This window comes from Streptomyces ovatisporus, from assembly GCF_042653885.1.
GTDB lineage: Bacteria > Actinomycetota > Actinomycetes > Streptomycetales > Streptomycetaceae > Streptomyces > Streptomyces ovatisporus.
Genome location: NZ_JBHSFH010000013.1, coordinates 436,838 through 451,655, shown reverse-complemented (window position 1 = coordinate 451,655; position 14,818 = coordinate 436,838). Strand labels below are relative to the sequence as shown.

Below are 14,818 nucleotides of genomic sequence, written 5' to 3'. Positions count from 1 at the left end.
GCTAAGCCTTTCAGCGCCGATGGTACTGCATGCGGGAGCGTGTGGGAGAGTAGGACACCGCCGAACAATTCTTATGGGCCCGTGGCCCGCAGCGTGCATGCGCTGTGGGCCACGGGCTTTTTTGTTTTCAAGAGCGTCACTTGTGCGGGCGCGGCAGGATGAAGTGCTGTAACCGCAGACAGGAGTCACCCGATGTCCACCAATTCGCCTGACGATCGACCTGAGCGTCGTCCCAGCCAATCCGGTCCGCGTCGGGGCGACGACCGTCCTCGTGGTGGACGCCGGGACGACGGGGACGGACGCGGAGGCCGGAGCCGTGGCGAGGGTGCTCGTCGCGAAGGGAACGACCGGGACCGTCCGCGGAGCAACGACCGGGACCGGGACCGTCCGCGGAGTGGCAGCGGGCCGCGCCGGAGCGACGACCGGGGTGGCGGCTTCCGGCGGGGCCAGGGTGACCGGCCGCCGCGGGACCGGGACAGCCGTGACGACAGGGGAGAGCGTCGTGGCGGGGGGCGCGCGAGTGGCGGCCGCTTCGGCGACAAGCGTCCCGGCGATGCCCGGTCCGAGGGCAGGCGATTCGGCGGCGACAAGCGTCCCGACGACGGCCGGTCCGAGGGCAGGCGATTCGGCGGCGACAAGCGTCCCGACGACGGCCGGTCCGAGGGCAGGCGGTACGGCGGCGACAAGCGTGCGGAGGGCCGGCGGGACGACCCCCCACGGGGGCCTCGCAGGGGCGACGAGTCGGGTGGCGGCAGGCGTCCGTACGGACAGAGTGGTGGCCGAGGGCGGGACGAGCGGGACCGTGGCGGATTCCGCGGTCGGCGGGACGACAGCCGCGGTGCGCCGGGTCGCCGGCCCGGAGGTGAGCGCGGTGACCGGCGGGACGACCGCAGGGACGGCAGGCGCGACGATCGCCGGCAGGACCGGGAGCCGTTGAAGCGGCTGCCGATCGACGAGGACGTGACGGGAGCCGAGCTCGACAAGGACGTCCGGCAGGAGCTGATGAGCCTGCCCAAGACGCTTGCCGAAGACGTCGCCAAGAACCTGGTGATGGTGGCGAAGCTGCTCGACGAGGACCCCGAAGCGGCGTACGGCTACGCCAAGGTCGCGTTGAGGCTCGCGTCGCGCGTGCCGTCGGTGCGGGAGGCTGCGGGCTTCGCCGCGTACGCGGTGGAGAAGTACGCCGAGGCCCTGGCGGAGTTCAGGGCGGCCCGGCGGATGACCGGCCTGCAGCACCTGTGGCCCGTGATGGCCGACTGCGAGCGGGGGATGGGCCGTCCGGAGAAGGCACTGGCGATGGCCGGTGAGCCCGAGGTGCAGAAGCTGGACAAGGCCGGGCAGGTCGAGATGCGGCTCGTGGCGGCCGGCGCGCGGCGTGACATGGGGCAGGCCGAGGCGGCAGTCGTGACGCTGCAGAGTCCCGAGCTGGCTTCCCAGTCCCAGCAGCCGTGGACGGCTCGTCTTCGGTACGCCTACGCCGACGCGCTGCTGGAGGTGGGCCGTGAGGACGAGGCCCGCGAGTGGTTCGCGAAAGCGCTGGAGGCGGACCAGAACGGCGCCACCGACGCCTCCGACAGGCTGGCCGAGCTGGACGGGGTGGAGTTCGTCGATGCTCTCGATCCGGACGCCGAGGACGACGACGCTTCGGCGGAGGCCGTGGAGGCCGTGCGCGACGATGCCCCGGCTGTGGAGGCCGTGCGCGACGATGTCCCGGCCGTGGAGGGGACGTTCGGTCCCTCCGGCTCCGAGCACTGATACGGCCGAACCGGTCTGAGTACGCAAAGGGCGGGGCCCCGGAGAGGGGTCCCGCCCTTTCGTGGTCTCAGCCGGCGAAGCGCGCCAGCGGGTTCTCCAGGGTGCCGATCAGCTGGAGTGCGCCCGCGGGGTCCTGCAGGTCCACCATCTGCTGGTTGTTGCGCAGCTGGAGCCTGTTCAGGCAGGACAGCGCGAAGGACTCGGTGAAGAGGTCGTAGCGCTCGAAGCGGTCGGCGCGGTGCGGCGCGGACTTCTGGTAGTCGCGGACGCACTCGGCGACGGTCGACCAGAAGGTGTCCTCGTCGAGGGTGCCGCGGTCGGCGAGGATTCCGTTGAGGAAGCGCAGGAAGCAGTCGAAGACGTCGGTGAAGAGGGAGAGGATCTTCATCTCCTCGGGTACGTCGGCGCGGATGCGCTCGACCTCCGGAGGAAGCGGGGTGTCCTCGCTCATCACGGCGATCTCTTCGGCGATGTCCTTGAAGATCGCGCGCTTCGGAACGCCGTTCTCGTCGAGTACGAGGATGACGTTCTCGCCGTGCGGCATGAAGACGAGCTCGTACTCGTAGAAGCAGTGCAGGAGCGGCGTGAGATAGGTGTCGAGGTAGCGGCGCAGCCACGTCGCCGCGTCGAGTCCGGACTGCTCGATGAGGGCTGCCGCGAACGAGGAACCCTCACTGTCGACGTGAAGCAGCGACGCCATGGTGGCGAGCCGCTCGCCGGGCCCGAGGAGCGGGACCGGGCTCTCGCGCCAGAGGGCGGCGAGCATCTTCAGGTAGGGGGAGCCCTTGGGGGCGGCGGCCTCGTACGGGGCGGGGTGGTATCCGACGGCGGCACATTCGCGCAGGACGGCCAGACCGGAGCCGCGGAGCACCTCGTCCCCGGCGACGAGCTCGGCGAGCCAGTCGTTGATGGCGGGGGTCGCCTTCATGTAGGCGGCCGAAAGTCCCCGCACGAAGCCCATGTTGAGCACGGACAGCGCGGTCTTCACGTAGTGCTTCCGCGGGTCGGAGGCGTTGAAGAAGGTACGGATGGACTGCTGCGCCAGGTGTTCGTCGTCGCCGTGTCCGAGGCAGACGAGGTGCCGCTGGGCGATCTCGGCGGCGAAGGTGACCGAGAGCTTGTTCCACCACTGCCAGGGATGGACGGGTATGAGGAAGTAGTCGTCCAGGTCCAGGCCCGCCTCCGACATGGTGGCGGAGAAGCCCCGCAGGGTGCCTGCGGAGAGTTCGGACAGCAGCAGCTTGTCGTAGCCGAGGTCGGCGGAGGTGGTGAAGGTGGCGTGGCCGCGGTGCGCGGCGATCCAGATCAGCCGTACGGGTGCGCCTGCTTCGGGGGCGTACGCGCGGTACTCGGCGATGTCGAAGCCCAGGCGTCCGTTGTTCGCGACGAAGCACGGGTGACCTTCGGTCATGCCCGCTTCGATCTCCTGGAAGCCGCCGGAACGGGCGAGGCGGCCGGCGCTCACGTGCGGGCGTGTCAGCTTGAAGGCGGTGCTGGCCAGCGTCGAGCTGATCTCTTCCAGGTAGACGGGCAGGATCTCTTCGCCCAGTTGCAGGGACTCCCGCAGTTCGGTGATGAAAGCCAGTGCGTCCAGGGGGAGTTGAGCGCCCTCGCGGTGGCGGGTGATGCTGTCGGCGTCGATCTGCCAGTGGTCGAGGGACAACTTCCTCGCGGAGAAGCGGTATTCGGTGGCTCCGTCGTCACTGCGCACGGAGAAGCAGCCGCCGTCGCCTGCTTCTTCCCCGCGGATCGGCGTGGGGGACAGCAGCCGCTCGTGGGTGAACTCGGCGAGCGCCTTGCGTATCAGGAGCCGGCCGGCACGTTCCCAGTGCTCGGGGGTGAGGTGGGCCACGGCCTCGCGGGGCGTGAGGGCGGGTGGGGTGGTCATCGGCTTGTCTTCCCTCCTCGGGCCTCGCGTGCGGCCTCGAACTGGTCCCGTGTGCACATGCTCAGGTAGGCGTTCTTCTCGGGCTTGGCCAGAGTGCGTTCGATCCGGAAGCCGACGGCCTTGTTGAGGGCGTGCACGGCGGTGTTGCGTACGTCGGGTTCGACGACGACCCGCCGGGTGTGCGGATCGGCGAAGAGCATGTCCATCACCGTGGTGATGACCGCGAGCGTGAATCCGTGCACGGGCGTGTCGGTGGGGGCGCACAGGAAGTGCATGCCGACGTCGCCGGGCCGGGCTTCGTAGAGGCCCTTCAGCTCGACGTGTGCCGGGTCGTAGCGCTCCATGAGGAAGCTCGGCTCGCCCCGGTGCAGCCCGAGGAAGGCGTCGTGGTGCTCCGATGCGGCGATGCCCGTGAACTCCCGCTCCACGTCGGCCGGTCGAGCGTCCTGCAAGAGATAGAAAGCCGATTTGGGGTGGGTGACCCAGCGGTGCAGCAACTCCGTGTCGGCGACGGGGTCGACGAAGCGCAGGGCGAACTCGCCCAGGTCCGGGTCCGTACGGGTGTGCACGAAGTGCTGGTCGTACGTGCGGTGCGGGCCGGCGCTGCCGTTGCGGGCGCTGGTCATGCCGTCGGTACCTCCGTCCCGGGCGCCGAGGCGGTGTTCGTGTCCGCGTCCGTCACAGGAGCGGCGAAGTCCTGGAAGGCGATGGAGCGTTCGACGGGGTAGTACTCGCGGCCCAGCAGCTCGCGGATGATGCAGGAGTTGCGGTAGGCGGCCATGCCCAGGTCGGGAGTGACGAAGCCGTGGGTGTGCAGTTCGGCGTTCTGGACGAAGATCTCGTTGCCGGGCGAGGCTCCGCTGTCGATGCGGTAGTTGCGGCGGACGTCGAAGCGGCCCTGCTCGTCCCAGCCGATGAGGTCGGTGAGGGGCGAGAGGAATTCGGGCGTGCGGTAGCGGTAACCGGTGGCCAGGATGAGCCCTTCCGCCGTGAGGGAGAAGTCCTGCTTCTGCTCCTCCTGGCGCAGCCCGAGGGTGTACGAGCCGGACTCCGCGTCGTAAGAGGCGTCCGTGAGCGCCGTGTTGGTCATCAGCCGGGTCGGGCAGGGGCCGAGGCGGCTCTTCTGGTAGAGCAAGTCGAAGATGCCGTCGATCAGTTCGGTGTTGATGCCCTTGTAGAGGTTCTTCTGCGAGGCGTTGAGCCGGTCGCGGGTCTCCGAAGGGAGACCGTAGAAGTAGTCCACGTACTCGGGGGAGGTCATCTCCAGCGTGAGCTTGGTGTATTCGAGCGGGAAGAAGCGCGGGGAACGGGTGACCCACGTCAGTTCGTAGTCGTGGCCGTCGATGTCCTGCAGCAGGTCGTAGTAGATCTCCGCAGCGCTCTGGCCGCTCCCGACTACCGCGATCGAAGCCTTCTCCTGAAGCGCGGACTTGCTGTCCAGGTAACGGGAGTTGTGTATGAGGTCGCCGCCGAGGCCGCGGCACGGCTCCGGTATGTGGGGCGGGGTGCCGGTGCCGAGGATGAGTTTCCGCGCGCGGTACGTGCGCTGCGTGCCGTCCGCGCGGTCGTCGGCGTGCACGACGTAGGTCTTCTCTTGCTCGTCGAACTCGACGCGGGTGACGTGGTGGCTGAAGCGCACCGAGGTCAGTTTTCCGGCGGCCCAGCGGCAGTAGTCGTTGTACTCGGCGCGCAGGGGATAGAAGCTCTCGCGGATGTAGAACGCGTAGAGGCGGCCGATCTCCTTGAGGTAGTTCAGGAAGGAGAAGGGGGAGGTGGGGTCGGCCAGAGTGACCAGGTCGGACATGAACGGCGTCTGCAGGGTGCTGTCTTCGAGCAGCATCCCCGAGTGCCAGTCGAACTCCGGCTTGTCGTCCAGGAACAGGCCGTCGAGTTCGTCGACCGGCTCTGTGAGGCAGGCCAGCCCGAGGTTGAAGGGGCCGAGCCCGATGGCGACGAAGTCGTGGACGGTGGGGGTGTCTTGTGTGGACACGTCAGTCGGTCTCCGGATCTCCGGGTGCGGGCGGGTGGTCAGCCGGCGCGGCGGCTCAGTTCTGGGCCGCTCTGCGTGTGGCGCAGAGCAGCGCCGCCGGCCCGTCCGGCGGACTGGGCGGCTGACGGGTCGGTCCGGCCCGGCAGACCGTGCTGTTCGGTCAGGTGACGGCCGGCGTGTTCGGCGATGAGGTCGAGGACCGCGGCGATGTCGCTGAGGGAGGTCTCCGGGTTGAGCAGCGTGAACTTCAGGTAGTGGCTGCCGTCGACGACCGTCGATGCCACTACCGCCTCGCCCGAGGCGAACAGGGCTTCGCGGGCGTGCAGGTTGACCTCGTCGATGAGTGCCGTTCCCTCGGCCGGGTGCGGAACGTAGCGGAAGACGAGGGTGCTCAGCTGCGGCCGGGTGACCACCTCGAACCTCGGGTCCTCGCTGAGGAGCCGCCAGGCGTCGGCCGTCCGGTCCACGACCTCGTCGAAGAGTTCTCCGATGCCGTCGGCGCCCATGATGCGCAGCGTCAGCCACAGTTTGAGTGCGTCGAAGCGCCGTGTGGTCTGGATGGACTTGTCGACCTGGTTGGGAATGCTGTTCTCCGCAGCGCGCGCCGGGTTCAAGTAGTCGGCGTGGTAGGTGACATGACGCAGTGTGGTCTCGTCCCGGACCAGGACCGCACTCGAACTCACCGGCTGGAAGAAGGACTTGTGGTAGTCGACCGTCACCGAGTCGGCCCGCTCGATGCCGTCCAGCAGGTGGCGCCGCCGGGAGACGAGAAGTCCGCAGCCGTAGGCGGCGTCGACGTGCATCCACGTGCCGGCGCGCTCGCAGAGATCGGCGATCTCGGGCAGCGGGTCGATGCTGCCGAAGTCCGTGGTCCCGGCCGTGGCGACGACGGCCATCACGACCAGGTCCTCGCTCTCGCACCGTTCGAGTTCGGCCGCGAGAGCGGACGTACGCATCCTGCGGTTCCGGTCGCAGGGCACCGTGAGGACGGCCTCGGGACCGAGACCCAGCAGTGTGGCCGCCTTCTCGACGCTGAAGTGGCTGCACTCGGAGGTGAGGATGCGCAGCCTGGGCAGGATCTCCGGCTTGCGCAGGGGGGTGGTGGAGTTCTTCTCCGCCAGCCTGCACGCCTCGTCGCGGGCGAGCAGCAGTGCCTGGAGGTTGGACTGTGTGCCACCACTGGTGAAGATGCCGTCCGAGGCGCGTCCGAAACCGATGCGGTCCGTCGTCCACTTGATGAGGCGCCGTTCGATGAGGGTGCCGCCCGCGCTCTGATCCCAGGTGTCCAGCGAGGAGTTGACGGCGGAGAGCACCGCCTCGCCGAGAACTGCCGGGATGACGACAGGGCAGTTGAGGTGGGCGAGATAACGCGGGTGGTGGAAGTAGACGGCGTCGCGCAGGTAGACCTTCTCCAGTTCCTCCAGAGCAGCAGCCGGGTCGCCCAGGGGCTCCTCCAGGTTCACATCCGATACGACCGGGGCGAGTTGAGCCGGCGTGATACCGGTGAACGGCCGGTCGGCGCGGGCGATCCTCTGCGCCACTCTCTCGACACCGGCCGTGAGGGAGCGCCGGTAGGTCTCCGCCGTCCTGTCGTTGAGCAGGTGTGACCTGCTGCTCATGAACTGTCCTTCCTGACACGGACGTCAACTGCACCGCACGGGCCGCACGGTCAGGTAAGGGTAGCCTAACCGAAGTCGGATCAGGGGGGCACAGGGGTGGGTCCGTGCGTGATGAACATGACGTTTGCGTCCGGTGAACCGGGACCCCGGCGCTCCGGCGGGCGCAGCCACGGGAACCGCACGGGGCGGCGAGGACGCCTGCGCAAGCCCCGGTCAGGCGGCGCGGGCGGGCGAGCCGGCGGCGTGCGGGATCAGTGCGTCCCCTCGTCCAGAACGCGCAGCACGAGGCCGGTGGCGGGCTTGGGACCGAACGACGTGGACTTCCGGGGCATCGTGACGCCCTGCTCGGCCAGTTGACGCACGGTCTCCTCGCGTACCGGCCGCATCAGCACGGCGGTGCCGCCGAGTTGCGCTGCCTTGCCGACGGCGGCGGACGCGTCATGGATGTAACTGATGTCCTGCGGCCGGTCCGGGACGCGCCACACCGAGTCGAGCAGTACGGAGTGGAGCACGGCTGCGTCGAGCCGACGCCAGGAGGCGGGGTGCTGCGCGTCGAGCGCACTGTCCAGCAGACCCGGCGCGGGCCGGTCCAGGAGGTGGAGGGTGCCGCCGCCGTCCGCGAGCAGAAACGCGTTGCCGGGCGTGGAGTTGAGCGATTCGAGTGCCTGCGGCAGCGGAAGCGCGAGCGGAGTCACGCGGAAGGCCCGCTGCGCTTCGACGGCGTCCAGGGCCCGCTTCAGCGGCAGGCGGGGCAGCACGCGGTGGATCGCCTGGACGCGCAGCGGATAGCGCGCGGTGTCCACCAGAAGTACCAGGCCGTGGTTCCAGGGGGAGTCCTCGCCCGCGGCGGCGCTCCCGGAGTGTTCCCCCCGCAGGCGCAGATACGTCGCCCAGCGGTGGTGGCCGTCCGCGATCAGGGCCTGCTGCTGCGACAAGTCGGCGTCGATCTCGTCGAGTTCGGCCTGCTCCGTCACGGCCCACAGGCGGTGTGAGAAACCGTCCTCGGTGGTGGTGGACAGCAACGGGGGGCCGTGGACGGCCCGTTCGATGACGGCGGTGGCGCCCGTGGCGGTGCCGTCCCCGCGGTAGGAGAGCAGAAGCGGCTCCAGGTTCGCTCCCGTACCGCGCATCAGGGCGGCGCGGTCCTCGACCACCTCGTCTATCACGCCCTCGTGCGGCAGCACTCTGCCGTCCTCGGGCGGGGAGAGTTCCAGGGCGCCGATCAGGCCGCGTTGCAGCACGTCGCCGCGCCGCTGCTCGTAGACGTACAGAGCGGGCTGCGGGTCGAACGCCAGCACGCCCTCCGCCAGCCACCGCCGGAGCGTGCGGGCGGCCTTGGTCTGCCGGGCGGACTCGTCGTCGGCCTGCGGCAGGATCAGCCGGACGATGTTGTAGGGGTCGGCGGTCTCCAGGTCGCGTACTTCGTCGGGCCTGACCACGACGTCGTACGGCGGAGAGGTCACAGCGGCGAGACCGCTGACCTTCTCGGGGGCGTAGCGCAGCCCGCGGAAAGGGGAGAGCCGGAGGCCGTCACTGGTCATCCCTGCATGCTAAGCCGGGGCGAGGGAGGGGGCGGGAGAGGGTGCGGCCGGACGGGACGGGATGATCGGGGGAGGGACCACCGGCCCGGGGTCCTGGGGACGACCGGGCGGGGCGGCCGGGCCACCGGCCTGGGAGCAGGACCGTTGCGAGGAGAGCGAGAGATCATGCAGGGCACTGCGCGCACGCGCCCGTCCGGCAGCAGCCGGGCGCTGCGGGAGGCCTACGACACAGCGCTGCTCGACCTGGACGGGGTGGTGTACGTCGCCGGGGAGGCGGTGCCGCACGCCGTCCCGTCCCTGGAAGGCGCCCGCGCCGCCGGCATGCGGCTGGCGTTCGTGACCAACAACGCGGCCCGTACGCCCCGTTCGGTGGCAGACCACCTCAGCCGCCTCGGCGTGCCGGCCGAGGCGTCGGACGTGATCACCTCGGCGCAGGCCGTGGCCAGGCTGATCGCCGAGCAGCACCCGGCGGGGGCGCGGGTCCTGGCCATCGGCGGGGACGGGCTGAAGGAGGCGCTGCGCGAACGGGGCCTGGCCGTCGTGGAGTCGGCCGACGACGATCCGGCCGCCGTGGTCCAGGGCTACGGCGGGCCGGAGCTGCCCTGGGGCCGGCTGGGCGAGGCGGCGCTGGCGGTCGGCCGGGGAGCGGTGTGGTACGCGTCCAACGGCGACATGACGATCCCCGGCGACCGGGGCATACTGCCCGGCAACGGGGCGGCGGTGGAGGTCGTACGGGCGGCGACGCGGTGGATGCGGGATGCGCCCGAGCCGCAGATCGCGGGGAAGCCGCTGCCGCCCATGCACCGGGAGACGGTCCTGCGGACGGGCGCGCAGCGGCCACTGGTCGTCGGCGACCGGCTGGACACCGACATCGAGGGCGCCCACGTCGGCGGGGTCGACTCGCTGCTCGTGCTGACGGGTGTGACGGACGGTGCGCAGCTGCTGGCGGCACCGCCCGAACACCGGCCCGTCTACGTCGCCCGGGACCTGCGTGGACTGGCCGAGCCGCAGCCGGAGTTGACGGATCCGGAGGCGGGCGCGGGGACGAGGACGGCGAGCGGGACCCGCCCGCCTCATGTCGTCGGCTGCGGCGGCTGGCGCGCGTGGGCGGGCCCGGACGCGCTCGGACTCGAAGGTGAGGGCGAAGTGCTCGACGGGCTGCGGGCGTTGTGCGGTGCGGCCTGGAGCGCGGCCGGGGAGGGCAGGTGCCGGCTCGACGCCGGGCCCGCGCTGGCGCGGCTGGAGCTGTGAGGCCCGGCGGGCAGCCCGCCGGGCCGCTGTGCCCGCTCAGTCGCCGCCGGCTGCCGCCGCGCCCGAGACCGCTTCCTCGACGAGCTGCTCCTCCGTGGCGTCCGCCCGCCAGTAGCCGGTGAACTTGACGGTCCTGCGGTCGAACAGACGCTCCCGCACCAGGTGCCGCCGCAGCGCCTTGACCGTGCCGGCCTCGCCCGCGATCCAGGCGTAGGGAGTGCCTTCCGGGAGCCTCGCGGCGCTCAGGGAGCCGAGTACGAAGTCCGTACGGGGCAGAGCCGTGTTCTGCCTGACGAGCCAGGTGATGTCGGCGTCCGCCACCGTCGGAAGGTCCTGGATGTCGCCTGCCTGGGGCACTTCGATCCACACCTTCGCCGGAGTGCCGGGCGGCAGCCACTCGAGAATTCCGGCGACGGCGGGGAGAGCGGTCTCGTCCCCGCTGATGAGGACCCAGTCGGTGCCGGGCGGCGGCCTGAAGTCGACGCCGCCGTTGTCGTCCTCCACGGGGCCCAGGACGGTGACGCGGTCGCCGGGACGGGCGGTCGCGGCCCACCGCGACGCCGGGCCCGCCGGTACGAAGCCCGACTCGCCCGCGTCGGCGGGGTCGCCCACGCCGTGCAGTGCGAAGTCGACGTCCAGCTCCTCGCGGGGGAAGCGCCGCTGCTCGCGGACGGTGTAGGTGCGCATGATGCCGCGCACGTCCGGGTCCATGGCCCGCCAGACGGTGAACCAGGCGTCGCCCGCTTCGCTCGGCACGACCGGGGCGTCCTGGCCGGGATGCGGGAGGAAGAGTTTGATCCGCTGGTCGCGACCGCCCGAGGCGAACCTCCGCAGGGCGTCGCCGCCGAAGGTGATGCGCACCATCGAGGGGCTTGTGCGCCGGGCGGCGACCACGTGCACGTCGAAGAATTCGAACGGAACGGCGGGGGCGGGGGCTTCGGGGGCTGCGGTGCTCATGTTGCCGGCTCTCCTCCCGGAGTGCTGTACGGGTGCGGAAGCGGGTCCGTACGTTCTGGGCGGTTCGGGTGCCGTACGCGGGACCGGCGGCTGCGGTGTGGCTTCGCGCCGTGTGTGCGGTCCGCGCTCGGCGTCTGCGTCGTGGTGTTCGGTGGCGGGGCGGCCGGTGAGCGGCCGTCGGCTGATGCTGCCGGTCCGGCGGGCCGCGAACGGATCGCCGGACCGGCCTCGGGGGACGGGTCAGCGGACCTTCTTCGCTTCCTCGACGGCCTTCGCGAGCCCCTCCAGGAGAGGTGCGGCACCGGCGTAGGAGAAGCGCGGCTCGGCGTCCCACGTCGTCACCTGTCCCGCCTTGACCGCGGGCAGGTCGGACCAGGACGGCTTGGACTTCAGGGCGTCCGGCTGGAGTGCCTGCGTCCGGTTGTCGAGCATGATCACGTCTGCCTTGTACTTGTCGGCGTTCTCCCAGCTCAGCTCCTCGAAGAAGCCCTGCTTGCTGAGCTTCTCGGGGACGACGATGTCGACACCGAGCTCCTTGAAGTACTTCAGGTCCGCGTTGGCCGACGGGTCGGAGACGTACATGAGGTCCGGGGACCCGGAAGCGGCCATCACCTTCAGGCCGCTCGACTTGGCGGTCCTGCGCAGCTTCTCGGCCGCCTTCTCGAACCGCGCCTTGTCGTCGGCGACCTTCTTCGCCTTGAGGTCGGCGCCGAGCGCGCCGGCGAGTTCGGCGAAACGCTTGATGGACTCCAGCATCGAGGTCTCGGCGGTCCTGAGGGCCAGCGCGGGCGCCAGCTTGAGGATCTTCGACTTGCTCTCGTCCGGCACGTACCAGAGGGCGTCCTCGACGTACATGTTGGTGACGAGCAGCTGTGGCCGGGTCTTGGCGTACTTCTCGATGTCGAACTCGCCGTAGGCGTTGCCGATGATCTTGAGCTTGTCCACGTCCAGGTCGCCGGCGAGCACGTCCGGCTCGCCGTTCTTCTTCTTCGTCGGCCCGAAGACGCCGACGATCGCGTCCCCGGCGCCGAAGTCGTGCAGGGCCGCGGCGGTGCCGACGTAGGCGACGATGCGCTGCGGCTCGGCATCCAGGCTGATCTTCTTCTTCCGGTCGTCCGTGAAGGACCAGGCGCCGCCTTTCCCGGACCCGGAGCCCGAGCCGTCCTCGCCTCCGCAGGCGGTGAGCAGAGCGCCCAGGCCGACGGCGCCGCCGGCGGCCAGCAGGCCACGGCGGGAGAGGGTGGTGTACGCGGACGAGTTGGACATGACGCGCCTTCTCTTCTCGATGTCGTACGGGCGGCTGTGTGCCGAGATGCTGGTTAGGTTAACCTAACCAAAGTCCTAGTTGTCCAGTGGCCGGGGGTCCGCCCCTCCCGGCCCCGACCGGAGCCGGTACGTGACTCTCATCAAGTCCCGCCAGACGCACCGGGGTTCGGCCGCCCAACGGCCCGTGCCTCCCGGAACGCCCCCGGAACAGGGCCGGTTCGGCTCTCACGAGCAGCCCGGCGGTCCGGCCGGCAGCAACCGCCCGGCCCGGGAACGGAGTTCGGACAAGAAGGGCCCCGGCGCCTCTTACAGCGACCGCGGCCGTTCCGCCCTGCGTACCGCCGGACTGCTCGGCGCCGCTGCCCTCTTGGCGCTCGTGTGCGTCCTCAGCCTCGCCGTCGGTGCGAAGCAGCTGACGGCGGGTGAGGTGCTCGGCGGCCTGACCGACCCGGGCTCCTCCGCGTACACGGTCGTCCACGAGATGCGTCTGCCGCGGACCGTGCTGGGCCTGCTGGCCGGTACCGCACTCGGACTCGCGGGCGGTCTGATGCAGGCCCTCACCCGCAATCCCCTCGCCGATCCGGGCGTGCTGGGCATCAACGCCGGGGCGGCGGCGGCCGTCGTCACCGCGATCTCCCTCTTCGGCGTGACGGGTTACACCGGCTACATCGGCTTCGCCTTCCTCGGTGCCGCAGCGGTCTCGGTCGGCGTATACGCCGTCGGCGGCGGACGCGGAGCCACGCCGGCGCGGCTCGCACTCGTCGGCACGGCCCTCAACGCGGCGCTCGTCTCCTACGTCAACGCCGTGCAGCTCCTCGACACGGCCTCGCTCGACCGGATGCGCTTCTGGACGGTCGGCTCGCTCGCCAGGGCGCAGGACGACATCAACCTCAAGGCGCTGCCGTTCGTACTCACCGGCGTCGCGCTGGCACTGCTCCTCGCAAGGCCGCTGAACGCGCTCGCACTCGGCGAGGACGCCGCCCGTGCACTGGGCTCACGCCCCGAACTGACGCGCGGCGCCGTCATCGTCGCGGTGACGCTGCTGTGCGGTGCCGCGACCGCAGCGTGCGGGCCCATCGTCTTCGTCGGCCTGATGGTGCCGCACATGGTGCGTTCCCTGACCGGGCCGGACCTGCGCTGGATGCTGCCCTACTGCGCGCTGCTGGCGCCGGTGCTGATGCTCGGTGCGGACGTGCTGGGGCGGGTGCTGGGCAGGCCCGCGGAGCTTCAGGTCGGCATCGTCACGGTCGTGCTGGGCGGGCCGTTCTTCCTCTACTTCGTCCGTCGCCGGAGGGTGGCGCAGGCATGAGCGTCATACGGACGGCGAGCGGTCACTCCGTGGCGTTCCGGCCGCGGGCCCTGATCACGGGGACGGTGTGCGCGGCCCTCGCGTTCGCTGTGGCCGTCGTCGCGATCGGCAGCGGCGAATACCCCATGGGCCCGGTGGAGGTGCTGCGCACGCTCGCCGGCCGGGGCGACCCCGCCGACGCCTTCATCGTCAACGAACTCAGGCTGCCGCGCGCCGTCTCCGCTCTCGCGGTGGGCGCCGCCCTCGCGCTGGGCGGTGCCGTCTTCCAGGCGGTGGTGCGCAATCCGCTCGGCAGTCCGGACGTGCTCGGCTTCACCCACGGTGCGGCGACGGGCGCCCTGACCGCCATCGTGATCGTCGGCGGAGGCAGTGCGGCGCTCGCCGGCGGCGCGCTCCTGGGCGGGGTCCTCACCGGCATCCTCGTGTACGGACTGGCCTGGCGCCGTGGCATGCACGGCTACCGGCTGGTGCTCGTCGGGGTGGGCGTGGCCGCGATCCTCACCGGGGTCAACGGGTATCTGCTGACGCGAGCCCAGATCACCGAGGCCGGGCGGGCGGTGCTGTGGATGACCGGGAGCCTCAGCGGACGCGGCTGGGAGGACGTCGCGCCGCTGCTGGGCGGCATCGCCGTGCTCGTGCCCGTGGTGATGCTGGGGTGCGCCCGCGGACTGCGCATGATGGAAATGGGTGACGACGCCGCGTACGCCCTGGGAGTGCGGGTGGAGCGGGTCCGGCTGGCGCTGCTGGCCGCGGCCGTGCTGCTGGTGGGACTGGCTGCTGCCGCGGCGGGACCTGTCGCCTTCGTGGCCCTGACGGCACCGCAGTTGGCGAGGCGGCTGACCAAGTCGCCCGGCCCGAACCTGCTTCCGTCGATGTGCATGGGAGCCGCGCTGCTTGCCGCCGCCGACCTCGCCGCCCAACGGGCCTTCAGCGGGCACGAGTTGCCGGTGGGCGTGGTCACGGGCGTGCTGGGCGGCGGCTACCTGGTATGGCTGCTGGCGACCGAGCGCAGGGCGGGACGGATATGAGCGCGAGGGCGGATGCCTCCGCCACTGCCGGTACGGATGACGCCGGGCGGGCCGCGGAGGCCGGCGGGACGACGGATGCGACGAGCGCCAGTGCGGGTGCGAGGACCAGTGCCAGGACCAGTGCGAGGACCAGTGCGAGGACGACCGTGACGACACAGCAGAAACCGCAGACGGTGTCCGCGGAGGCAGAAGCAGAGGCGGCGGAGGAGACGGC

General features: G+C 70.8%; 12 protein-coding genes. 5 read left to right on the top strand and 7 right to left on the bottom strand.

The genetic code is table 11. The features are described from left to right. Positions 1-802 precede the first annotated feature (802 nt). Together ACFPA8_RS23365 and ACFPA8_RS23360 are read left to right on the top strand one after the other, a co-directional pair. The gene (locus tag ACFPA8_RS23365) at positions 803-937 is read left to right on the top strand and encodes a hypothetical protein (protein ID WP_386451478.1); all 135 of its coding nucleotides are present in this window, start codon (positions 803-805) and stop codon (positions 935-937) included. Then, complete coding sequence (locus ACFPA8_RS23360) at positions 934-1,755, top strand: tetratricopeptide repeat protein (protein ID WP_386451477.1); 822 nt, start codon at positions 934-936, stop codon at positions 1,753-1,755. Before ACFPA8_RS23365 ends, ACFPA8_RS23360 begins: the two co-directional genes overlap by 4 nt. Before the next feature lie 67 nt (positions 1,756-1,822). Here ACFPA8_RS23360 and ACFPA8_RS23355 read toward each other — a convergent pair whose 3' ends face one another. The 5 genes from ACFPA8_RS23355 to ACFPA8_RS23335 all read right to left on the bottom strand — a co-directional run bounded on the left by ACFPA8_RS23355 (position 1,823) and on the right by ACFPA8_RS23335 (position 8,793). After that, positions 1,823-3,643 (bottom strand): IucA/IucC family protein, encoded by a 1,821-nt coding sequence (locus tag ACFPA8_RS23355; RefSeq protein ID WP_386451475.1) that lies wholly within the window; start codon positions 3,641-3,643, stop codon positions 1,823-1,825. Beyond that, positions 3,640-4,269 (bottom strand): GNAT family N-acetyltransferase, encoded by a 630-nt coding sequence (locus tag ACFPA8_RS23350; RefSeq protein ID WP_386451473.1) that lies wholly within the window; start codon positions 4,267-4,269, stop codon positions 3,640-3,642. Before ACFPA8_RS23350 ends, ACFPA8_RS23355 begins: the two co-directional genes overlap by 4 nt. Next, on the bottom strand, positions 4,266-5,633 hold the full coding sequence (locus ACFPA8_RS23345) for a lysine N(6)-hydroxylase/L-ornithine N(5)-oxygenase family protein (RefSeq protein ID WP_386451472.1): 1,368 nt from the start codon (positions 5,631-5,633) through the stop codon (positions 4,266-4,268). Before ACFPA8_RS23345 ends, ACFPA8_RS23350 begins: the two co-directional genes overlap by 4 nt. A 38-nt stretch (positions 5,634-5,671) precedes the next feature. Further along, a complete protein-coding gene (locus ACFPA8_RS23340; protein WP_386451470.1) occupies positions 5,672-7,252 on the bottom strand; it encodes a pyridoxal phosphate-dependent decarboxylase family protein in 1,581 nt (526 codons plus the stop codon). A gap of 251 nt (positions 7,253-7,503) precedes the next feature. Then, the gene (locus tag ACFPA8_RS23335) at positions 7,504-8,793 is read right to left on the bottom strand and encodes a DUF1015 family protein (RefSeq protein ID WP_386451469.1); all 1,290 of its coding nucleotides are present in this window, start codon (positions 8,791-8,793) and stop codon (positions 7,504-7,506) included. Between the two features lie 165 nt (positions 8,794-8,958). On the opposite strand from ACFPA8_RS23335, the gene ACFPA8_RS23330 reads away from it, so the two are divergent. Continuing rightward, positions 8,959-10,044 (top strand): HAD hydrolase-like protein, encoded by a 1,086-nt coding sequence (locus tag ACFPA8_RS23330; protein ID WP_386451467.1) that lies wholly within the window; start codon positions 8,959-8,961, stop codon positions 10,042-10,044. A gap of 36 nt (positions 10,045-10,080) precedes the next feature. On the opposite strand, the gene ACFPA8_RS23325 is transcribed toward ACFPA8_RS23330, so the two are convergent. Then, on the bottom strand, positions 10,081-11,001 hold the full coding sequence (locus ACFPA8_RS23325; protein WP_386451465.1) for a siderophore-interacting protein: 921 nt from the start codon (positions 10,999-11,001) through the stop codon (positions 10,081-10,083). 240 nt (positions 11,002-11,241) lie between these two features. After that, positions 11,242-12,267: an ABC transporter substrate-binding protein gene (locus ACFPA8_RS23320; protein WP_386451464.1), complete on the bottom strand. Its 1,026-nt coding sequence runs from the start codon at positions 12,265-12,267 to the stop codon at positions 11,242-11,244. Between the two features lie 130 nt (positions 12,268-12,397). Here ACFPA8_RS23320 and ACFPA8_RS23315 point away from each other — a divergent pair, with 130 nt between their 5' ends. Continuing rightward, entirely contained in the window at positions 12,398-13,576 is a 1,179-nt protein-coding gene (locus ACFPA8_RS23315; protein WP_386451462.1) for a FecCD family ABC transporter permease, read from the top strand. Next, entirely contained in the window at positions 13,573-14,604 is a 1,032-nt protein-coding gene (locus ACFPA8_RS23310) for a FecCD family ABC transporter permease (protein WP_386451460.1), read from the top strand. Before ACFPA8_RS23315 ends, ACFPA8_RS23310 begins: the two co-directional genes overlap by 4 nt. The last annotated feature ends 214 nt before the right edge of the window (positions 14,605-14,818 follow it).